This window comes from Streptococcus pyogenes, from assembly GCF_002055535.1.
Taxonomy (GTDB): domain Bacteria; phylum Bacillota; class Bacilli; order Lactobacillales; family Streptococcaceae; genus Streptococcus; species Streptococcus pyogenes.
The window spans coordinates 1508853-1529205 of sequence record NZ_LN831034.1; the positions used below are offsets into that span (position 1 = coordinate 1508853).

The 20353-nt window shown below is 39.7% G+C and carries 22 protein-coding genes; 6 read left to right on the plus strand and 16 right to left on the minus strand.

Annotation, left to right across the window (positions count from 1 at the left end; genetic code table 11):
• Positions 1-59 precede the first annotated feature (59 nt).
• The 4 genes from lytR to B6D67_RS08100 form a co-directional block, all read right to left on the minus strand.
• Complete coding sequence (lytR, locus tag B6D67_RS08085; protein ID WP_010922584.1) at positions 60-1334, minus strand: glycopolymer--peptidoglycan transferase LytR; 1275 nt, start codon at positions 1332-1334, stop codon at positions 60-62.
• Between the two features lie 8 nt (positions 1335-1342).
• Positions 1343-1867: a GNAT family N-acetyltransferase gene (locus tag B6D67_RS08090; protein ID WP_009880752.1), complete on the minus strand. Its 525-nt coding sequence runs from the start codon at positions 1865-1867 to the stop codon at positions 1343-1345.
• On the minus strand, positions 1842-2303 hold the full coding sequence (gene tsaE / locus B6D67_RS08095; protein ID WP_009880751.1) for a tRNA (adenosine(37)-N6)-threonylcarbamoyltransferase complex ATPase subunit type 1 TsaE: 462 nt from the start codon (positions 2301-2303) through the stop codon (positions 1842-1844). The genes B6D67_RS08090 and tsaE overlap by 26 nt, the downstream gene beginning before the upstream one ends.
• 153 nt (positions 2304-2456) lie before the next feature.
• Positions 2457-3917: an NCS2 family permease gene (locus B6D67_RS08100; RefSeq protein WP_011285677.1), complete on the minus strand. Its 1461-nt coding sequence runs from the start codon at positions 3915-3917 to the stop codon at positions 2457-2459.
• Positions 3918-4180: 263 nt separating this feature from the next.
• Here B6D67_RS08100 and B6D67_RS08105 point away from each other — a divergent pair, with 263 nt between their 5' ends.
• The 6 genes from B6D67_RS08105 to serS all read left to right on the plus strand — a co-directional run bounded on the left by B6D67_RS08105 (position 4181) and on the right by serS (position 10305).
• Positions 4181-4993, plus strand: coding sequence for a Cof-type HAD-IIB family hydrolase (locus tag B6D67_RS08105; RefSeq protein ID WP_010922586.1), 813 nt, complete (start codon positions 4181-4183; stop codon positions 4991-4993).
• Between the two features lie 351 nt (positions 4994-5344).
• The gene (locus tag B6D67_RS08110; RefSeq protein WP_002983363.1) at positions 5345-6337 is read left to right on the plus strand and encodes a PTS sugar transporter subunit IIB; all 993 of its coding nucleotides are present in this window, start codon (positions 5345-5347) and stop codon (positions 6335-6337) included.
• Between the two features lie 88 nt (positions 6338-6425).
• Positions 6426-7235, plus strand: a complete 810-nt coding sequence (locus B6D67_RS08115; RefSeq protein WP_002983360.1) for a PTS mannose/fructose/sorbose transporter subunit IIC — start codon at positions 6426-6428, stop codon at positions 7233-7235.
• Positions 7236-7251: 16 nt separating this feature from the next.
• Entirely contained in the window at positions 7252-8163 is a 912-nt protein-coding gene (locus B6D67_RS08120) for a PTS system mannose/fructose/sorbose family transporter subunit IID (protein ID WP_010922588.1), read from the plus strand.
• 113 nt (positions 8164-8276) lie between these two features.
• A complete protein-coding gene (locus B6D67_RS08125; RefSeq protein WP_002988634.1) occupies positions 8277-8636 on the plus strand; it encodes a DUF956 family protein in 360 nt (119 codons plus the stop codon).
• A gap of 391 nt (positions 8637-9027) precedes the next feature.
• On the plus strand, positions 9028-10305 hold the full coding sequence (gene serS / locus B6D67_RS08130; protein WP_002983351.1) for a serine--tRNA ligase: 1278 nt from the start codon (positions 9028-9030) through the stop codon (positions 10303-10305).
• 221 nt (positions 10306-10526) lie between these two features.
• Here serS and B6D67_RS08135 read toward each other — a convergent pair whose 3' ends face one another.
• The 12 genes from B6D67_RS08135 to fabT all read right to left on the minus strand — a co-directional run bounded on the left by B6D67_RS08135 (position 10527) and on the right by fabT (position 20287).
• A complete protein-coding gene (locus B6D67_RS08135; protein ID WP_010922589.1) occupies positions 10527-11297 on the minus strand; it encodes an acetyl-CoA carboxylase carboxyl transferase subunit alpha in 771 nt (256 codons plus the stop codon).
• Complete coding sequence (accD, locus tag B6D67_RS08140) at positions 11294-12160, minus strand: acetyl-CoA carboxylase, carboxyltransferase subunit beta (RefSeq protein ID WP_010922590.1); 867 nt, start codon at positions 12158-12160, stop codon at positions 11294-11296. The genes B6D67_RS08135 and accD overlap by 4 nt, the downstream gene beginning before the upstream one ends.
• 8 nt (positions 12161-12168) lie before the next feature.
• Entirely contained in the window at positions 12169-13533 is a 1365-nt protein-coding gene (locus B6D67_RS08145; protein ID WP_010922591.1) for an acetyl-CoA carboxylase biotin carboxylase subunit, read from the minus strand.
• Between the two features lie 31 nt (positions 13534-13564).
• Complete coding sequence (gene fabZ, locus B6D67_RS08150) at positions 13565-13987, minus strand: 3-hydroxyacyl-ACP dehydratase FabZ (protein ID WP_002983343.1); 423 nt, start codon at positions 13985-13987, stop codon at positions 13565-13567.
• Positions 13984-14457, minus strand: coding sequence for an acetyl-CoA carboxylase biotin carboxyl carrier protein (locus B6D67_RS08155; RefSeq protein WP_370659241.1), 474 nt, complete (start codon positions 14455-14457; stop codon positions 13984-13986). Before B6D67_RS08155 ends, fabZ begins: the two co-directional genes overlap by 4 nt.
• Positions 14458-14485: 28 nt before the next feature.
• The gene (gene fabF, locus B6D67_RS08160) at positions 14486-15718 is read right to left on the minus strand and encodes a beta-ketoacyl-ACP synthase II (RefSeq protein WP_010922593.1); all 1233 of its coding nucleotides are present in this window, start codon (positions 15716-15718) and stop codon (positions 14486-14488) included.
• Positions 15719-15732: 14 nt separating this feature from the next.
• A complete protein-coding gene (gene fabG, locus B6D67_RS08165) occupies positions 15733-16467 on the minus strand; it encodes a 3-oxoacyl-[acyl-carrier-protein] reductase (protein ID WP_011018156.1) in 735 nt (244 codons plus the stop codon).
• Positions 16457-17395, minus strand: a complete 939-nt coding sequence (fabD, locus tag B6D67_RS08170) for an ACP S-malonyltransferase (RefSeq protein WP_010922595.1) — start codon at positions 17393-17395, stop codon at positions 16457-16459. The genes fabG and fabD overlap by 11 nt, the downstream gene beginning before the upstream one ends.
• Positions 17396-17419: 24 nt before the next feature.
• Positions 17420-18391, minus strand: a complete 972-nt coding sequence (gene fabK, locus B6D67_RS08175) for an enoyl-[acyl-carrier-protein] reductase FabK (RefSeq protein WP_002983333.1) — start codon at positions 18389-18391, stop codon at positions 17420-17422.
• Between the two features lie 201 nt (positions 18392-18592).
• Positions 18593-18817: an acyl carrier protein gene (locus B6D67_RS08180; RefSeq protein ID WP_002983328.1), complete on the minus strand. Its 225-nt coding sequence runs from the start codon at positions 18815-18817 to the stop codon at positions 18593-18595.
• A gap of 60 nt (positions 18818-18877) precedes the next feature.
• Positions 18878-19852 (minus strand): beta-ketoacyl-ACP synthase III, encoded by a 975-nt coding sequence (locus tag B6D67_RS08185; RefSeq protein WP_010922596.1) that lies wholly within the window; start codon positions 19850-19852, stop codon positions 18878-18880.
• Complete coding sequence (gene fabT, locus B6D67_RS08190; RefSeq protein WP_002993768.1) at positions 19853-20287, minus strand: fatty acid biosynthesis transcriptional regulator FabT; 435 nt, start codon at positions 20285-20287, stop codon at positions 19853-19855.
• Positions 20288-20353 lie beyond the last annotated feature (66 nt).

A 20353-nucleotide genomic window follows, 5' to 3' on the forward strand; every position in this document is an offset into this window, starting at 1 on the left:
GATACCTGTCTTTTTTATATTCAAAATCGGATATTTTAAACATAAAAACCCTCAGAACGTTAGGTCTGAGGGTTGATATTAGCAGGAGGAACTAATGATCCAGACCCTGATGAGCTAGACTCATCAGCTGCTAAAGCATCTGATGAAGAAGACGGCGTAGCTGGCCTATGGCTTGAAGCAGTAGAGTCCTGGTCTGTACTAGCACTCTGGCCGGTATCTACTCCACTTGAATAATTAGCGTAAGAGCTATGACTATCAGAATAAGATGGAGCCTGGCCTGAAGAGTCATAGTTGTTGTTTACTGTCTGAGACTTAGTTGACCCATACAAATTTTCATAAACAGTAGCATTTGTTTTTAATTGATTAACCTTATGAAGTCCTAATTCTGTTCGGATACGATTTTGGATTTCTAACAAATGATTAGAGGTAACAATTTGGTATGATCCACCATCTGATAAAGTGGCATCTTCTCCTTTTAGTTGATAAGTCTTAATAGTTCTAAGTGCGTCACGATAACCTAATAGACTAGGGATAGTGCGAGAAGAGATTTCGATATTCGTTTGCATATTACTACTTACAGCAGATAAAATCTTCCGATAAGAGCTAATGCTATCAAGAGCAAGGATTTTTTTCAATACCTTTTGAATGACTTCACGTTGACGCTTTTGTCGACCATAATCTCCCTCAGGATCATCATAACGCATACGAGCATAAACCAAAGCTTGTTCACCGTTAATTTTGTGTGTTCCAGGCGCAACAGTAGCTTGATATTCAGGTTCGTTTTCAGCAATCGAGATAGGAAAATCAAACTCATTTGTAACTGTAATCCCTCCAACTGCATTCACAAGATCAATAAGGCCTTGCATATTAATTTGAACATAGTTATCAATGGTGATATTCAAAAGATCTTGCACGGTCATAATAGCCATCTGAGCGCCACCTGCTGCATAAGCAGCGTTAAGCTTAGCTTCAACACCATTCATTTCATTATTTTTGGGTCCAGATAACGTGGTTAAGGTATCTCGTTCTAAACTAGTCATAGTTGTTTTCTTGGTCTTTGGATTAACCGTAACCAAAATCATCGAATCACTGTTTCCTTCCCACTTGGAGGCACGCTCTGAAGAGCCTGTATCAACACCCATCAACAAGATAGAAAAAGCTCTTGTTTGTTTAATGGCATCACTTTTGTTTGAAGATGTCGAAAAATCTTTAAAGGTCTTTGATAATTCTCCTGTTGAGAAGGTATAAGCACTAGTTAGATAGACACCTAATGCCAAGACAGTTGTTAACACAATAGCTGTGAACATTAAAACTATTTTTTTTCCAATTTTCATCGATTCACTTACTGACTTACAGATTTACGCATATGATAAACATCTAAGTCATCTCCATTTTTTGATTTGATGTCGTTTTTTCGCATACTTTCAATACGAAAACCATACTTTTTATACAGGTAAATAGCCTTAGTATTTCTTACTTGAACGTCCAACTTAAGGCTTTCGATATAAGGGTTTTCTTCAGCCCAATCAAGAGCAATCTCTAACAATAATTGACCGATACCATAACCACGGTAAGTCTTAGCAACTAACATAAATACATCTGCTTCAGCTTGGCCTTGGGATAATACTTCCCCAGAAAGATTTAAAAGCCCTACTACTTTTTCATCTAATCTAGCTAGCAGGCAAAAATCAATAAAAGAGGTTTGACTTCTTGATAAAAAGTCTGACAATTCTTGAGGAGTAGCCTCTAATATAGTCTCTACGCCTGTTATAAAATCTGTTTCTTTGGCAGCTGCCGTCACTAAGGAAAGTACAGCTTTTGCATCTTGAGGTACGCCTTCTTCAATAACGAGACTTTGCTGAACCATGTGACATTATCTCCAGAAGCTGACGAGAGCGCTCACCATGCGCTAACAAGTCTAGTTGACGACCTTTGTCTCGTTTAGTAATGGTAATTTGCAAATAGTCTTGTAATAATCCCTCTCCTAATAATTCTCCCCACTCAATAACGGTAACACCATTACCAAAAAGAAAATCATCTAAATCAATAGAGTCTGGATCATCACCAACACGGTAAATATCTAAGTGATAAAGAGGTAGACGTCCTTCATATTCTCTAACAATAGTATAAGTTGGGCTTTTGATCATTTGACTAATCCCCATCCCTTTAGCAATACCTTTTGCCAATGTTGTTTTACCGGCACCTAAGTCGCCAGACAATACAATCACATCTCCAATAGACAAATAAGTACCTAGGGTTTCTCCGTAAGCTTTAAGAGTATATTCATTTTCACTATAAAACATAGCAACATTATATCAGAAAAAAAACATACTTCCAAGCACTACCTAGAAGATGACTCCAATAAGGTATTCGTAAAGTAAAAACGCTTCTTTATATTAAAGGTTAAAATCAATTAAAGAAGCGGCAGTTAGTAGCAAAATAAGTAAATTATTTGGTTATAAGATAGTTAATATGATGAAATTTACAATGAACAAGAAGGTTGCTCCCCAAATAATAGGGTGAATATCTTTTGTTTTTCCCTCAACAACTTTTACTAGACAATAGAAAATAAAGGCAGCGGCAATACCATAGGAAATAGAGTAACACAGCGCCATAAAGAAAGCTGCAAAAAAAGCTGGAAGAGCATCTGCAAATTTACTCCAATTAACATCAAGAAAAGAAGACACCATCATGACACCCACAATAATTAAAGCTGGAGCCGTAGCAGCAGCTGGGACAATACCTACAAGCGGTAATAGCAATATTGATAATAAGAAGCATACTGCGGTGGAGACTGCTGTTAGTCCAGTACGTCCACCTTCAGCAATTCCTGCTGCTGATTCAACATAGGTAGTCGTATTTGAAGTTCCAACCAAAGCCCCAATAGAAGTACCGATAGCATCTGCAAAAAGCGCACGGTCCATTTTTGAACTAAAGCCTATACTATTTTCCAAAGCATTCTCATCGTCTTGAGAGAAAATACCTGTTCGACGACCAGTTCCGATAAAGGTACCAATTGTGTCAAAAGTATCTGATAGACTAAAAGCAAAAATAGTCATGAAAACTAGCGGTAAACGACTTGAATCGCTAAAAAGAGAACTCAAACCATCGAAAGCTGCAAGGAAAGTTGTACCTAATTCAGTCCAAGCTTCACCAATATGGCTGATCCCAAAATTGAGGTTGGACACATCCACTATTCCTAAAGGAATACCTACAAGAGTTGTTGCGACAATACCAATTAAAATAGCACCTCTAAAATTTCGAATCACAAGAGCTGTCGTTAAAAGTAAACCAAAAATAGCAAGTAATACACCGGAATCCGTAAAACTAGAAATCGTAGGTACAACTCCACCATTGGCGTCTACAAATAATAGACCATCTGCAAATGTTTTAGCCGATGCTTTAGCCGGTTCAACACCATTTACCATTACTATATTTTCAGCAGAGATAGAAAAAGTAATGATATTTGCGTTTTTAAATCCTAAATAAGCTACAAAGACACCAATTCCCCCACCAATAGCATGCTGTAAACTAACTGGAATCGCCTTGATGATACTTTTACGAAACTTGGTTACGGTAATAAAAATATTGAATAATCCACAAATGAAAACCATTGCCAAGGCTTCTTGCCATGAAAACCCTAAAGCAAAAACAACTGTATAAGTGAAAAAAGCGTTAAGTCCCATTCCTGGTGCCAACGCATAAGGCACATTGGCAAATAGTCCCATAATTAAGGTTGATATGGCTGCTGCGATAATCGTAGCCAAAAAGACAGCATTAGAGGGCATCCCCGCTGCACCTAAAATACTTGGGTTAACAAACAAAATATAGGACATGGCAAAAAAGGTCGTTAAACCAGCCATAATCTCAGTTGAGACAGTTGTCCCATTTTCGCTTAACTTAAAAAACTTTTCCATTGAAATGGAGTCTCCTTAATTAAATAGTAGGTAAAATCAAAAAGCGCTTATCACTAGATAAGTCTTTTTGACACCTCATTATTATTGTTATTGTTCGTATTAAAATGAACAATAACAATATGTTACCATTTTTTTGTTCACTTTTCAACGTCTATAACTTCATTTATTCATTAAAAAAACAGTTATCCTATCTTTTTTACTAATGAATACGCTTAACTTATCTTTTCTCTTTATCTTGGAGCAAAATTTGCTATAATTTAATTATGACTAAAAAATTGATTGCCATTGATTTGGATGGAACCTTATTACATCATGACAACACCATCTCTACCTATACTCAAAAAACCATCAAAGCTGTCCAAGACAAGGGCCACCACGTCATTATTTCAACAGGCCGTCCTTACCGCATGGCACTGGGCTACTATCTGCAGCTCAATTTAAAGACCCCAATCATCACTTTTAATGGGGCCTTGACCCACATGCCTGAACAAAAATGGGCCTATGAACATAATGTCACTTTGGACAAAGGCTACCTACTAAGGTTACTAAAATATCAGGATGATTTCCAGATGGATTTTATTGCCAGTGAGTATCGAAAAAATGTCTACATCACCATGACCAATCCAGAAAGTATCGACCCGCAACTCTTTGGTGTTGATGAAATTACTCAGGACATGGCATTAGAGATTACCAAAATCACTCGAAATCCAAACGCCTTATTGATGCAAACGCATCACGAAGACAAGTATGCCTTAGCTAAAAACATGCGTGCTTGCTTCAAAGATGAAATTGAAATTGATTCTTGGGGAGGCCCTCTCAACATTCTTGAAATTTCGTCTAAGAATGTCAATAAAGCTTACGCTCTGAACTATCTCCTTGGAATTTACAATATGGATAAAAAGGATTTAATCGCCTTTGGTGATGAACACAATGACACTGAGATGCTAGCTTTTGCTGGAACTGGTTATGCTATGAAAAATGCTAGCCCTGTGCTACTGCCTTATGCTGATCAGCAGCTTAATTTTTCCAACGAAGAAGACGGTGTTGCCAAAAAATTGGAAGAACTTTTCTTGTAGTAGCAAACGAAACCACTATTTTTCAGAAAATGGTGGTTCTTCTTCTGTCAACAGCTATCAAAAAATGAAAATCATTTTAATAATTTCAACATTTTTCAGCATATTTTTGTTTTAAACAGCTTGAAAACACCTTTAATATCAATAATCTGCCTATTTAATCCTAAATTCTGAAAATTTTTTCATGTTTTGTACTATTTTTCCGAAAGGGCTTGATTTTTTAGTGAAAACGTTTTAAAATAGAAACGTTCTTGAATTTCGTTTAAGTGAAAAAGAATTGCCAAAATTTAGTTTTGGAAGGAGATTATTCTTCTTCATTTCAACGAAAAATATTTTAAAGGAGGAAGAACAAGAATGGGTATCGGTATTATTATTGCCAGCCATGGTAAATTTGCTGAAGGTATTCATCAATCTGGTTCTATGATTTTTGGTGAACAAGAGAAAGTTCAAGTTGTTACTTTCATGCCAAACGAAGGACCAGATGATTTGTATGGACACTTCAACAATGCTATCCAACAATTTGATGCTGATGATGAAATCCTTGTGCTAGCTGACCTTTGGAGTGGTTCTCCATTTAACCAAGCTAGTCGTGTGGCAGGTGAAAATCCTGACCGCAAAATGGCGATCATCACTGGTCTCAACTTGCCTATGCTTATTCAAGCTTACACTGAACGTCTTATGGATGCTGGTGCAGGTGTTGAACAAGTTGCTGCAAACATCATTAAGGAATCTAAGGACGGTATCAAAGCCCTTCCTGAAGACCTTAACCCAGTTGAAGAAACTGCTGCAACTGAAAAAGTTGTTAACGCACTTCAAGGAGCTATTCCTGCTGGAACTGTCATCGGAGATGGTAAATTAAAGATCAATCTTGCTCGTGTTGACACTCGTCTTTTACACGGTCAAGTTGCAACAGCATGGACTCCAGCTTCTAAGGCTGACCGTATCATTGTTGCTTCTGATGAGGTTGCTCAAGATGACCTTCGCAAACAATTGATCAAACAGGCTGCACCTGGTGGTGTCAAAGCTAACGTTGTTCCAATTAGCAAATTGATTGAAGCTTCTAAAGATCCTCGTTTTGGTAACACACACGCACTTATTCTTTTCCAAACCCCTCAAGATGCCCTTCGAGCGGTTGAAGGTGGTGTTGAAATCAACGAATTGAACGTTGGTTCAATGGCTCACTCAACTGGTAAAACAATGGTTAACAACGTTTTATCAATGGACAAAGAAGACGTTGCTACTTTTGAAAAATTACGCGACCTAGGTGTTACATTCGACGTCCGTAAAGTTCCTAACGATTCTAAGAAAAACTTATTTGAGCTTATCCAAAAAGCTAACATTAAATAAGTTTCAAACGCTATAAGGTTTTAAAACGATGACTAGCTAACTTATTAGCAAAAAGTCCTCGTTTACTATACTTTGAAAGGATTACAACATGTCAGATATTTCGATTATTTCTGCAATTTTGGTCGTTATCATTGCCTTCTTCGCTGGTCTTGAAGGTATCCTCGACCAATTTCAAATGCACCAACCACTTGTTGCCTGTACTTTGATTGGACTTGTAACTGGACACCTTGAAGCTGGTGTCATCCTTGGTGGTACACTTCAAATGCTTGCTCTTGGTTGGGCAAACATCGGTGCTGCCGTTGCCCCTGATGCTGCCCTTGCCTCTGTTGCAGCTGCTATCATCATGGTCAAAAGTGGCGACTTTACTCAAAAAGGAATTACCTTTGCTTACTCAACAGCTATCCCACTTGCTGTTGCTGGTCTTTTCCTTACAATGATCGTTCGTACTTTGTCAACTGCCCTTGTACACGCTGGTGACAAAGCTGCCGCTGAAGGTAATTTCGCAGGTATTGAACGCTTCCACTTTATTGCCCTTCTTCTTCAAGGATTGCGTATCGCTGTCCCTGCAGCTCTTCTTGTTGCTGTTCCTACTTCAGCCGTACAATCTGTTTTGAATGCTATGCCAAACTGGTTGAACGAAGGTATGCAAATCGGTGGTGCGATGGTTGTTGCTGTAGGTTATGCTATGGTTATCAACATGATGGCTACTCGTGAAGTATGGCCATTCTTCGCCCTAGGTTTTGCTCTTGCAGCTATCAGCCAATTAACCCTTATCGCTATGGGTGTTATCGGTGTAGCAATTGCCTTCATCTACCTTAATCTTTCTAAAAAAGGTGGTAACGGTGGTAATGCAGCAGGTTCAGCTGATCCAATCGGCGACATCTTAGAAGACTACTAGAAAGGGGTAAGAACAAATGACTGAACAAATTAAATTAACTAAATCAGACCGTCAACGTGTTTGGTGGCGTTCACAATTCTTACAAGGTTCTTGGAACTACGAACGTATGCAAAACATGGGCTGGGCTTATGCACTTATCCCTGCTCTTAAAAAATTGTATACGTCTCCTGAAGACCGTGCAGCTGCTCTTGAGCGCCACATGGAATTCTTTAACACTCACCCATACGTTGCAGCTCCAATCATTGGTGTAACACTTGCCCTTGAAGAAGAACGCGCAAATGGTACGCCAATTGATGACAAGGCTATCCAAGGGGTTAAAATCGGTATGATGGGACCTCTTGCTGGTATCGGTGACCCAGTATTCTGGTTTACGATTCGTCCTATCCTTGGGGCACTTGGTGCTTCTTTGGCTTCAACAGGTAACATCGTTGGTCCACTTCTGTTCTTCTTTGGATGGAACCTTATCCGTATGGCCTTCTTATGGTATACTCAAGAATTTGGTTACAAAGCTGGTTCTGAAATTACTAAAGACATGTCAGGCGGTATCCTCCAAGACATTACTAAAGGTGCTTCAATCCTTGGAATGTTTATCCTTGCAGTGCTTGTTCAACGTTGGGTATCTATCAACTTTACTATCGACCTTCCTGGAAAACAATTGTCAGATGGTGCCTATGTGGTCTTCCCAGATGGCGCTGTTAAAGGTGCTGAATTGAAAACTATCCTTGCCAACGCTATTGGTGGTATGAGCCTTGATAAAGTCCAAGCTCAAACCCTTCAAGGACAATTGGACTCTCTTATCCCAGGTTTAGCTGGATTACTCCTTACATTCCTTTGCATGTGGTTATTGAAGAAAAAAGTTTCTCCAATCGCAATCATCATCGGCTTGTTTGCATTTGGTATCCTTGCTCACCTTGCAGGTATTATGTAATCAACCAATGGAAGTCTGAGATGAACTCAGGCTTCTTTTTTATGCTTTATGTCAGGAAAATCCCACTTAAAATATGGTATAATAACTACAACTACGCAATGAAAGGAACTTAAATGGCTCAATCTTTAAACACTAGTGTCGAATACAAGACAAAAGCTGTCTCCTACCTTGGAATGGGAGGCAAAGTTGGTCATATTTTACTCGGTGACAAGGCCCTTGAATTTTACAACGATAAAAATGTGAATGATTATATTCAAATTCCTTGGACAGCTATCAATCACATCGGGGCTAATGTTTCAAGAAAAAAAGTTAGCCGCCACTTTGAAATTTTTACGGACCAAGGCAAGTTTTTATTTGCTTCTGGAGACTCTGGAAAAATCTTAAAAATCACTCGTCAACATATTGGTAATGAGAAAGTGATTACATTACCAACCTTGATGCAAACCTTTATTAACAAATTTTTTCGACATTAAAAAAATAATGAGCAGTGCCGATTTATCATTTCAAGAAAGCAAAGAATAGTAGCTCTAAATTGCTATTTAGTGGAAAAGATTCCCTCATTTGAGTTTACTTTTTCTTGTTTTTTGTTATAATAGTCCTAACGGATAAGTAATACCTTTTTTTCATTCAGAGAGTCTGTGGATGCTGTGAACAGATAGGGAAAATGATATGAAATTCTACCGTGTCATCAATAAAATAGAGATTAAGTGCACAGATTGTGAAGCTGGATGGAACCGCGCCAAAGCGCTCCAGCATCTTCATAAGCTGTGCTTTTTCTATCGTCAGAGAATCACAAGACCCAACTGTCTTACTTAGCCTTGTTTCACTGACAGCTACTAATAACTATCTTAAAGGAGCTTCTGTATGCTAGATCTTAAACGTATCCGTACCGATTTTGACACTGTCGCTGCCAAATTAAAAAACCGCGGTGTTTCTGAAGACACCCTGACCCATCTTAAAGAACTTGATGAAAAACGTCGTGCTCTATTAGTGCAATCAGAAGAATTAAAAGCAGAGCGTAATATTGCTTCTGCAGCCATCGCCCAAGCAAAACGTCAAAAAGAAGATGCCACTCAACAAATTGCCGATATGCAAAAAGTCTCTGCAGATATCAAAACTATTGACAATCAACTAGTAGCTATCGACCAGCAAGTTACTGACATCATCACTGTTTTACCTAATACTCCTCACGATTCTGTCCCTGTTGGAGCTGACGAAGAAGACAATGTCGAAATTCGCCGTTGGGGAACGCCTCGTGACTTTGACTTCGAAGTTAAGGCTCATTGGGATCTAGGCGAAGATCTTGATATTTTAGACTGGGAACGTGGGGCAAAGGTAACTGGTGCTCGTTTCTTATTCTATAAAAATCTTGGTGCTCGTTTGGAGCGTGCTCTTTATAACTTCATGCTGGATGAACATATCAAAGAAGGTTATCAAGAAATCATCACACCTTACATGGTTAACCACGATTCCATGTTTGGTACAGGACAATATCCAAAATTCAAAGAGGACACCTTTGAATTAGCTGATACCAACTTTGTCCTGATTCCAACTGCTGAAGTGCCTTTGACCAATTATTACCGTGGGGAAATCCTAGACGGCAAAGAATTGCCAATTTACTTTACTGCAATGAGCCCATCTTTTCGTTCTGAAGCGGGTTCTGCGGGTCGTGACACACGTGGCCTTATCCGCCTACACCAATTCCACAAAGTTGAAATGGTTAAATTTGCTAAACCAGAAGAATCTTACCAAGAACTAGAAAAAATGACTGCTAATGCTGAAAATATTCTTCAAAAACTTGGTTTGCCATATCGCGTCATTTCCCTTTGTACTGGAGACATGGGCTTCTCAGCTGCTAAAACCTATGACCTTGAAGTCTGGATTCCAGCTCAAAATACCTATCGTGAAATTTCATCATGTTCAAATACAGAAGATTTCCAAGCACGTCGTGCTCAAATCCGTTACCGTGATGAGGCTGACGGTAAGGTCAAACTTCTCCACACCCTTAATGGGTCAGGACTTGCTGTCGGTCGTACCGTAGCAGCCATTTTAGAAAACTACCAAAATGAAGATGGTTCTGTTACCATCCCTGAAGTACTCCGCCCTTACATGGGTGGCGAAACCGTCATTTCACCTAAATAATAAATTCACCCCAGAGATCATTAAAGTGATTTCTGGGGTTTACTATTTTAAAGAGCCACCACATCACTTGAAACTCACTACATTGCCCCTTTAACAACACTTTTCTTCACACTAGTTTATCAAAAGTCTTATTAGTATACCCATTTCCTTATTTACAAGACTAGTTAAAAACCCTTTTGGAAAGGCCTCCCTTCACGTAGGGAGACTCCAAAAGGATGTTGTTAATATTTACGAAAGCGTTGGTAGCGCTCATCTAATAATTGGTCTAATGGCTTAGCTTGCAAACTGGTTATTTGTTCGATGAGGTTAGCTTTGATGATGTCAACGATTTCACTTGAAAAATAACCATGTTCTGGAATAATACGGTCTACTATTCCCATTTTGTAGAGTTCACCCGCTGTGATTTTCATCAATTCAGCGGCCTCGGTCGCCCTTGAACCATCCTTCCATAAAATAGAAGCAAAGCCTTCTGGGCTAAGAACCGCATACATAGTATTTTCAAGCATCCAGACCTGATCGGCAACCGCTAAGGCTAATGCACCACCAGAGCCTCCTTCACCAATAATGATGGCGATAATGGGAACCTTGAGATCACTCATTTCCATCAAATTTTTAGCAATGGCCTCACCCTGTCCTCGTTCTTCCGCACCGACACCTGGATAGGCTCCTGCAGTATTGATAAACGTAACAACTGGTCGTCCAAATTTTTCTGCCTGTTTCATAAGGCGCAAAGCTTTACGATAACCTTCTGGATTGGGCTGGCCAAAATTCCTTGCCAAATTATCCTGTAAATTCTTACCTTTTTGAATACCAATGACCGTAACAGGTTGTCCCGCCAAATAAGCTAGGCCACCTACAATGGCACCATCATCTGAAAAATGGCGATCGCCATGCAGTTCCATAAAGTCATCGAAAATAAGGTTGGCGTAATCCAAAGTTGTTAAACGCCCTTGATCACGCGCTTCTTTTAAAATTCTTGATACATCTGTCATTGGCCACCTCCATGAAATGCTACTAAGTGGGCAATCTTGTCTCGCAACTCTGTTCGTTTCACAATAGCATCCACAAAACCATGGTCTTGTAAAAATTCTGCTTTTTGGAAATCATCTGGCAAGTTTTCACGAACTGTGGTCTCAATGACACGACGACCTGCAAAGCCAACCAAGGATTGAGGTTCTGCCAAAATAATATCCCCTTCCATGGCAAAACTAGCTGTTACCCCACCAGTAGTTGGATCTGTCAAAATAGTGAGGTAAAAGAGGCCTGCATTAGAATGTCTTTTCACAGCTGCAGAGACCTTGGCCATTTGCATGAGGCTCATGATACCCTCTTGCATACGGGCGCCTCCTGAAGCCGTAAAAATCACCACCGGCAGGTTTTCTTCGATAGCCAATTCAAACAATCGGGTAATTTTTTCCCCAACAACAGTTCCCATACTAGCCATAATAAAGTGAGAATCCATAATAGCAAGAGCAATCTTTTGCTCCTTAACCATAGCTTTCCCTGTCAAAACAGCTTCATGCAGACCTGTCGTTTCCTTGGCTTTTTGTAATTTTTCCTGATAACCTGGAAAACGTAACGGATCCTTGGTTTCAATACTTGTAAATAATTCTTGGAAAGAGCCTTCATCAACTGTTAAGGTCAGCCGCTCTTGGGCAGAAATCCTAAAATTGTAAGAACAGGTTGGGCAAATCTTTGCCAATCCCAAATCTTTCTTATAAATCATGTGCTTACAAGCTGGGCATTTCGCAAAGAGTTCATCTGGAACTTCTGGGACATTATGGCTGACAGATCCTTTGAGGGAATTATTGGGAGTAATACGGATGTATTTATCTTTTTTACGAAATAAAGCCATATTTTCTCCTAATCTTTATTGTAATGTGGCAGGAACGTTTCCATCAAGAAAGAGGTATCATAATCTCCTGCAATCACTCGCTTATCTGAAATCAAATCGAGCTGGAAGTCTGTATTGGTGATAATGCCTTCAATTTCCAATTCAACTAAGGCACGTTGCATTTTCATCAAAGCGTCAAATCGATTGCTTCCATGAACGATGATTTTAGCAATCATGCTGTCATAATAAGGAGGAATGGCATAGCCATTGTAAACTGCTGAATCAACTCGTAGTCCTACACCACCACTTGGCATATACAAGTCTGTAATCTTTCCTGGACTCGGTGCAAAGTTAAAAGCAGTATTTTCAGCATTGATACGACATTCAATAGCATGTCCCGTGATAGTGATGTCTTCTTGATTAATCGCCAAAGGCTGACCTGCTGCAATTTTGATTTGCTCTTTGACAATATCCACTCCTGTCACAAATTCGGTGACAGGATGCTCAACTTGGATACGGGTATTCATTTCCATGAAATAGAATTTCTCGCTGTCTTCGTCCAACAAAAACTCAATGGTTCCCGCATTTTCATAGGCTACAGCTTCAGCTGCTCTAACCGCTGCTTGCCCCATTTCGTGTCTGAGGGTATTGCCAATAGCAATGGATGGACTTTCTTCCAAGACTTTTTGATTATTCCGTTGCAAGGAGCAATCCCGTTCTCCCAAGTGAATGATGTTACCGTAAGCGTCTCCTAAAATTTGCACCTCAATATGTCTAGCTGGATAAATTACTTTTTCCAAATACATGGCGCCATTTCCGAAAGCTCCCAAAGCTTCTTGACTGGCAGCATTGAAAGCCGCCTCCAAATCTGCTTCTGTCTCCACTTTACGAATCCCTTTACCTCCACCACCTGCCGATGCTTTTAGCATGACAGGATAACCAATCTTATTGGCAATAGCTAAGGCTTCTTGAGCGTTATAAACTTCACCATCTGACCCTGGAATAACGGGCACTCCTGCCTTAATCATTTCAGAACGAGCATTGATTTTATCACCCATTTTATCCATAACCGATGCGGATGGACCGATAAATTTAATATTCATCTCTTCACACATGGTCGCAAACTTTGAGTTTTCACTTAAAAAGCCAAACCCTGGGTGAATCGCTTGGGCTCCTGTCACAATAGCTGCTGACAAGACGGAATTCATATTAAGATAGGATTCCTTGGAACGGGCAGGACCAATACAGATAGCCTCGTCCGCCAAGATCGTGTGCAGAGCTTCCTTATCCGCTTCCGAATAAACTGCAACTGTGGAAATCCCTAATTCTCGTGCAGCACGAATGATACGCACTGCAATTTCACCACGATTAGCAATTAAGATTTTTTTAAACATAAGGGTTTCTTCCTCCGCAGAACAATCATTCTCATTGCCCACAGGCAAAGGTTAATGTTCCACTTGCTGCTAGCTTGCCATCAACTTCTGCCCTGGCTTCAACGACAGCAATGGTACCGCGACGCTTGATAAAGGTTGCTGTCATCACAAGTTGATCACCAGGGACGACTTGTTTTTTGAACTTCACTTTATCCATTCCAGCGTAAAAGACCAACTTGCCTTTATTTTCTTCTTTTGACAATTCTAAGACACCAGCTGTTTGAGCCAAAGCTTCCATAATCAGAACACCTGGCATCACAGGATAGTGAGGAAAATGCCCGTTAAAGAAAGGCTCATTAATAGTCACATTTTTAATGGCAACGATATGGTCGTCTGACACTTCTAACACACGATCAACCAATAACATTGGGTAGCGATGAGGCAAAGCCGCTTGAATTTCTCTAATATCCATCATTTGATCCGCACCAATCCTTGTCCAAATTCAATGACATCTTCATTTGATACCAAAATTTCTGTAATCACACCATCACATGGCGCTGGCACTTCGTTCATCACCTTCATGGCTTCGATAATCACAAGGGTTTGTCCTTTTTTTACAGTATCTCCGACTGCCACAAATGGTGGCTTGTCAGGGCTAGCTGCAAGATAGGCTACACCGACTAAAGGACTTTCAACAATATCACCTTCTGCTACAAAAGATTCTGCTTGTGGTTGCTCCTCTACAGGAACATCCTTAACTGATGCTGGACTGGACGCTTCCGAAGCAGTTGGATTCGGAACAAGTTGTACCTGTGGTACAGGCACAGCATGTTCTTGATTTGATGTCGATGCATTGAGGTGTTGTTCGTTTTTACTAAAGATTAGCTCACCTTCATTTGTTTTGAATAAAAATTCACGTAGGCTTGAGGTATCAAACTGAGCCATCAAATCTTTGATTTCTTGAATATTCAACCTACTCCTCCCAACATTTGAAAGCTAATACAGCATTATGACCACCAAATCCAAAAGTATTTGAAATGGCATAGTTGATAGCTGTTTCTTTTCCTTCTCCAAAGATGACATTTGCTTCGATATCCTCTGATAAAGCTTGTGTCCCAGCCGTCATCGGAACATAGTTATGACGCATAGCCTCGATAGTGGCAATAGCTTCAATAGCGCCTGCTGCTCCAAGAAGGTGACCCGTAAACGATTTTGTTGAAGACACCGGAACATCCTTACCAAGAACGGCTACAATTGCTTGACTCTCTCCTTTTTCATTAGCTGGGGTTGAAGTTCCGTGCGCATTGACATAATTAATAGCACTGGCTTCAATACCAGCTTCTTGTAAGGCTAAGTGGATGGCTTTACGAGCTCCTAATCCCTCAGGATTTGGAGATGTCATATGGTAGGCATCGCAGGTATTTCCATAACCCACAATTTCTGCTAAGATTGTCGCCCCGCGTTCTTGCGCATGTTCTAGGCTTTCTAAAACAAGCATTCCTGATCCTTCTCCCATGATAAAACCATTGCGGTCTTTATCAAATGGAATAGAGCTTCTGCTTGGATCTTCAGTTGTTGAGAGAGCTGTTAAACTTTGGAAGCCAGCAATGGCAAACTTGGTTATGGCCGCCTCTGACCCACCAACTATCATCACATCTTGAGTCCCAAATTTAATGGCACGAAAGGCATCCCCAATCGCATCATTTGAAGAAGCGCAGGCAGTATTAATTGATTTACATACTCCTTGAGCTTTTAAAGACATGGCGACATTTCCTGCAGCCATATTTGGTAGCGCTTTTGGCAACGTCATTGGCTTCACACGTTTTGGCCCTTTTTCATGTAAGCGAATCACTTGCTCTTCAATCTCCGCAATTCCACCAATACCTGAAGCAACAATAACGCCAAATCGATCGGAATCAACCATCTCAATATTTAAATCAGCATGATTAATAGCCTCTTTCGCTGCGTAAAGAGCATAAAGAGAATATCTATCGAAACGGTTCAAATCTTTTTTCACAAAGTATTTGTCAAATGGAAAATCCTGAATTTCAGCAGCATTCTTGACTGCATAATCAGTCGTGTCAAATTTAGTAATAGGACCAATACCAATTTGGCCAGCTTTCAGATTGTTCCAAAACGTTTCAGGATCATGCCCGATTGGAGATGTTAGACCATAACCTGTTACCACTACTCTTTTAAATGTCATTTCACTACGTCTCCTTATTGCATTGTCATACCGCCATCAATAGCGATAACTTGTCCCGTAATATAATCTTGTTCCACCAAGAAGCTTGCTAAGTGAGCAACTTCTTGAGCTTTTCCAATACGTTTCATTGGGATTTGACTTAAGATTTGCTCTTGCATTTTTTCAGGAAGGACACCTGTCATGTCGGACTCGATAAATCCTGGAGCAATAGCATTCACGCAAATGTTACGAGCAGCAACTTCACGGGCAACAGACTTGGTAAAACCAATCATTCCTGCCTTAGAAGCAGCATAGTTTGCTTGCCCAATATTGCCTGTTAAACCAACCACACTAGAGACATTAATAATTGCTCCTTGGCGGGCCTTGATCATTGGTTTTAACACTGATTGAGTCATGTTAAAAGCACCGGTCAAATTGATTTTCAAGACGCGCTCAAAATCCTCTTCCGTCATTTTAAGCATCAATTTATCATTAGTAATGCCAGCATTGTTAACTAAAACATCAATCGAACCTAAACTTTCGATAGCTTCATTGACCATACGTTTAGCTTCTGATGCTTCTGAAACATCCCCAGAGATGGTAACAACTGTAACGCCGTAGTCAGTAAAACTAGCAACAAGCTCCTCAGAGATAGCAGAGCGACCATTTAAGACAATATTAGCTCCTAAACTGGCGAATTGATGAGCCATTGCTAAACCGATACCTCTCGTTGAGCCTGTGATAAATATATTTTTTCCTTTAATTTCCATGAATGTCCTCTCTATCTAAAAATAAACGTAAGCTTACCATGTTTTCAACACTAGTACATAGTAAATTTTTATCAATTTTCTTCACAAAACCTGTCAAAACCTTACCTGGTCCTACCTCAATGAATTGTGTTATGCCACTTTCTACTAAAGTCGCAACACTGTCATAAAAACGAACAGGCTCCATGACTTGACGGGCTAATAGTTCTGGGATACGGTCTTTTTCCATAATATTAGCTTCGGTATTACCAACCAAAGGAATCTTGAAGTCACTGAAGTTGTATCTTTCCAACTCTTTAGCCAACAAGCGGCTAGCTGGTTCTAACAAAGCAGTGTGGAAAGGACCTGACACGTTTAAAGGGATTAAACGCTTAACTCCCCTTTCCTTTAAAAGTTCAACTGCCACGTTCACAGCATCTGTCTGACCACCAATTACAATTTGACTAGGAGTATTATAGTTTGCTGGAGCAACCACTCCATGTTTAGCAGCTATTTGACAGACTTCTTCGATGACTTGCACGTCTGTATTCATAACGGCAACCATCTTTCCAGATCCTTGTGGTGCTGCTTCCTCCATCAAGCGGCCTCTCTTAGCTACTAAGGATAGGGTATCTTCAAAAGAGAGTGCCCCTGATGCTACCAAAGCTGAGTATTCTCCTAAGGAAAGACCAGCTACCATATCCGGTTTAACGTGATGTAAGCCCAAAACACGGTAAATAGCAATTGATGATGTCAAAATAGCTGGTTGCGTATAGCTAGTTTGATTAAGTTTTAACTCGTCACTATCAATCAAACGGCGCAAATCGTATCCCAATACTTGACTAGCTTGATCAAAGGTTTTTCTTACAATAGCAAAGTTATCATAAAAATCCCTTGCCATCCCTAATTTTTGAGCACCTTGACCGGCAAATAAAAAGGCTGTCTTTGTCATTATCATTATCCTTCATGTGTTTATCTACTTTTCTATTGAAACAGATTGCCAGCGCTTAGCTTCATTTTGAATAACACGAGCTGCACCATAATAAATATCTTTTAAAATCGTTTCACAGCTTTCTTCTTTTCTCACAAGCCCTGCAATTTGGCCAGCCATAACAGATCCATTGACTACATCGCCTTCAATAACAGCGTGTCGAAGCGATCCTGCTCCCATTTCTTCAATATCAGTAGCTGTTTTTTGACCAATTAAAAATGCTTTTTCTGCTTTAGCGTAAGCTGAGGTCAATTTATTTTTAATAGAACGGACAGGGTGGCCCACAACCTGCGCAGAAATCACCGTATCAATATCTTTTGCTGCTAAGATTTTATCTTTAAAATTTTGGTGAGCATTGGATTCTTTAGCAACAACAAAGCGAGTTCCAATTTGAACAGCCTCTGCTCCTAACATAAATGCTGCTGCTGCACCATGACCATCAGCTATACCACCTGCCGCAATGACAGGAATCGAAACCGCTTCAACAACTTGTCTTACTAAAGACATAGTCGTTAACTTGCCAATATGTCCTCCAGCTTCCATACCCTCAGCAATAACAGCATCTACCCCAAGCTTTTCCATACGTTTGGCTAGCGCAACGCTTGGGACAACAGGAACAACGATTATACCCGCCTGGTGCAGTCTTTCCATATACTTTCCTGGATTTCCTGCGCCTGTTGTTACTACTTTAACACCTTCTTCAATGACCAGATCAACGATATCATCAGCAAAAGGAGATAAAAGCATGATATTAACCCCAAAAGGTCTATCAGTAATAGCTTTGACACGATCAATATTAGCTTTAACGACTTCTTTGGGAGCATTGCCACCACCTATAATGCCTAAACCACCAGCATTAGAAACTGCACCTGCTAAATCACCATCAGCAACCCAAGCCATTCCTCCTTGAAAAATGGGGTAATCAATATTAAGTAATTCTGTAATACGTGTTTTCATAATAACTTTCTATAAAAAATAAGGAGAATAATTTGATAATCAAACTATTATAGTAAGAAGAAAGAGCGAGCTAGATCCTAAAAAGAGTCTAATCCCACCCTAATGGTTTGATTAATACTTATTGTTTTTTTTAGTGATGAACATGAACATAACAGCAGTAAGCTTTTCATAGACTTCTGATGTTACTTGTCACTTTTATCCTTATTTTGACTTTTCTTCAACGTAAGCAACAAGGTCACCAACAGTATTTAATCCTTCTTCTGTTTCAATTTGAATATCAAAAGCATCTTCAATTTCTGAAATAACTTGGAAAACATCAAGTGAATCTGCATCTAAATCATCAAATGTAGTTTCTAGTGTTACTTCTTCTGTCTCCTTACCAAGTTCTTCAACAATAATTTCTTGTACTTTTTCAAATACTGCCATGTTTATTTCTCCTTAAAAAATATAAATTTGTTTTTATAAATGTGCTAGGCACATGAATAACTAGATTCTAACAATTAGACTTCCCCATGTCAAACCTCCACCAAAACCGGAAAGTAAGATTTTTTGGGTACCATCTAACCTAATCTGTCCCTTTTGAACAGCCTCTGACAAGAGGATTGGGATACTAGCAGCACTAGTATTACCATAACGCATCATGTTTTCAAGGAATTTTTCCCGAGGAACATCAATCTTGCGTGCTATTTTATCAAGTATACGACGATTAGCTTGATGCAATAAACAATAGTCTATGTCATCTTTTGTAATATCTGATTGCGCCATTAGTGTGAGGATGCTTTTTGACACATCCCTAATCGCAAAATCAAATATGGCACGTCCATCCATCTGAATAGTCGCTATGGCTTTTTTGCCAATTGAGTAAGGAGATGAAAGACTAGTTTCTCCTGAAATCAAACTCTGACATCTCGCACCATCTGTGTGTAATGTTTCCGCTAAAACATGCTTATCTTTACTGGCTTCCAGTAGCACGCCACCAGCTCCGTCTCCAAAAAGAACGGCTGTCGCTCGATCCTGCCAGTTTACTAACTTAGATAAAGTCTCTGCACCTATTACCATTCCGTTTTGGTAGGCACCTGATGCAATAAGCTTATCTGCCATAGCCAAGGCAAAGACAAAGCCACTACAAGCAGCAGTCATATCAAAAGCAAAAGCACTTGTAGCCGCAATAGCTGCTTGAACTTTCGCAGCTGTTGATGGCATAGTGGCATCAGGGCTGATAGTTGCAACAATAATAAAATCAATAGCATCAGCTTTTAACCCAGACTGAGTTAAAAGCTGATCAGCAACCTGAATAGCTAGGTCACTAGTCATTTCATCTCTAGAAATATGGCGTTCTGCTATTCCTGTTCGAGAAAAGATCCACTCATGACTAGTGTCCATTATGCTAGCTAAATCATTATTAGTCACTAACTGCTGTGGAACATAGTGGGCTACCTGACTGATTTTAGAAAAAATCATTTAAACCAAATCCTCCAAAAATTGATGTAGATTCCCTAGTCCACGCACCAATGCCTGCATCTCTTCATCACTCATATCAGCAATGACATGTCCAACCATATTTTTATGGAACTTTGCATGGAGGCGGTCCAAAAGTCGACCCCTTTTTGTTAATGACAGGTAAACAACTCGCCTATCTGAGCGTGATCGCGTTCTTGCGATATAACCTTTTGCTTCTAATTTATTTAAGCTAGTGGTTACTGTCCCTAACGTTACCATTAATTCTCTGGCGATATCACTTGGAGTCACCTGATCATATTTGCCGATAATTTCAATAGTGTGCATCTCTTTTAAAGAGACATCACTAAACTGACTCGTCTTTAAGCTCATTTCTTCAATAACCAAAATCCGGTTGAAAATATCAACTAAGTATTGGTTAATTTTGTCATATTCCAAGTAAACACCTCCTAGCAATAAACTTTGACAATCAAATTATATCAAAGGTCAAAGTATTTTGCAAGC

What these genes read in the sequence shown, in the direction of transcription:
- lytR (WP_010922584.1), bottom strand. Translation starts at nt 1,334, where the DNA reads ATGAAAATTGGAAAAAAAATAGTTTTAATGTTCACAGCTATTGTGTTA.
- B6D67_RS08090 (WP_009880752.1), bottom strand. Translation starts at nt 1,867, where the DNA reads ATGGTTCAGCAAAGTCTCGTTATTGAAGAAGGCGTACCTCAAGATGCA.
- tsaE (WP_009880751.1), bottom strand. Translation starts at nt 2,303, where the DNA reads ATGTTTTATAGTGAAAATGAATATACTCTTAAAGCTTACGGAGAAACC.
- B6D67_RS08100 (WP_011285677.1), bottom strand. Translation starts at nt 3,917, where the DNA reads ATGGAAAAGTTTTTTAAGTTAAGCGAAAATGGGACAACTGTCTCAACT.
- B6D67_RS08105 (WP_010922586.1), top strand. Translation starts at nt 4,181, where the DNA reads ATGACTAAAAAATTGATTGCCATTGATTTGGATGGAACCTTATTACAT.
- B6D67_RS08110 (WP_002983363.1), top strand. Translation starts at nt 5,345, where the DNA reads ATGGGTATCGGTATTATTATTGCCAGCCATGGTAAATTTGCTGAAGGT.
- B6D67_RS08115 (WP_002983360.1), top strand. Translation starts at nt 6,426, where the DNA reads ATGTCAGATATTTCGATTATTTCTGCAATTTTGGTCGTTATCATTGCC.
- B6D67_RS08120 (WP_010922588.1), top strand. Translation starts at nt 7,252, where the DNA reads ATGACTGAACAAATTAAATTAACTAAATCAGACCGTCAACGTGTTTGG.
- B6D67_RS08125 (WP_002988634.1), top strand. Translation starts at nt 8,277, where the DNA reads ATGGCTCAATCTTTAAACACTAGTGTCGAATACAAGACAAAAGCTGTC.
- serS (WP_002983351.1), top strand. Translation starts at nt 9,028, where the DNA reads ATGCTAGATCTTAAACGTATCCGTACCGATTTTGACACTGTCGCTGCC.
- B6D67_RS08135 (WP_010922589.1), bottom strand. Translation starts at nt 11,297, where the DNA reads ATGACAGATGTATCAAGAATTTTAAAAGAAGCGCGTGATCAAGGGCGT.
- accD (WP_010922590.1), bottom strand. Translation starts at nt 12,160, where the DNA reads ATGGCTTTATTTCGTAAAAAAGATAAATACATCCGTATTACTCCCAAT.
- B6D67_RS08145 (WP_010922591.1), bottom strand. Translation starts at nt 13,533, where the DNA reads ATGTTTAAAAAAATCTTAATTGCTAATCGTGGTGAAATTGCAGTGCGT.
- fabZ (WP_002983343.1), bottom strand. Translation starts at nt 13,987, where the DNA reads ATGATGGATATTAGAGAAATTCAAGCGGCTTTGCCTCATCGCTACCCA.
- B6D67_RS08155 (WP_370659241.1), bottom strand. Translation starts at nt 14,457, where the DNA reads ATGGCTCAGTTTGATACCTCAAGCCTACGTGAATTTTTATTCAAAACA.
- fabF (WP_010922593.1), bottom strand. Translation starts at nt 15,718, where the DNA reads ATGACATTTAAAAGAGTAGTGGTAACAGGTTATGGTCTAACATCTCCA.
- fabG (WP_011018156.1), bottom strand. Translation starts at nt 16,467, where the DNA reads ATGGAAATTAAAGGAAAAAATATATTTATCACAGGCTCAACGAGAGGT.
- fabD (WP_010922595.1), bottom strand. Translation starts at nt 17,395, where the DNA reads ATGACAAAGACAGCCTTTTTATTTGCCGGTCAAGGTGCTCAAAAATTA.
- fabK (WP_002983333.1), bottom strand. Translation starts at nt 18,391, where the DNA reads ATGAAAACACGTATTACAGAATTACTTAATATTGATTACCCCATTTTT.
- B6D67_RS08180 (WP_002983328.1), bottom strand. Translation starts at nt 18,817, where the DNA reads ATGGCAGTATTTGAAAAAGTACAAGAAATTATTGTTGAAGAACTTGGT.
- B6D67_RS08185 (WP_010922596.1), bottom strand. Translation starts at nt 19,852, where the DNA reads ATGATTTTTTCTAAAATCAGTCAGGTAGCCCACTATGTTCCACAGCAG.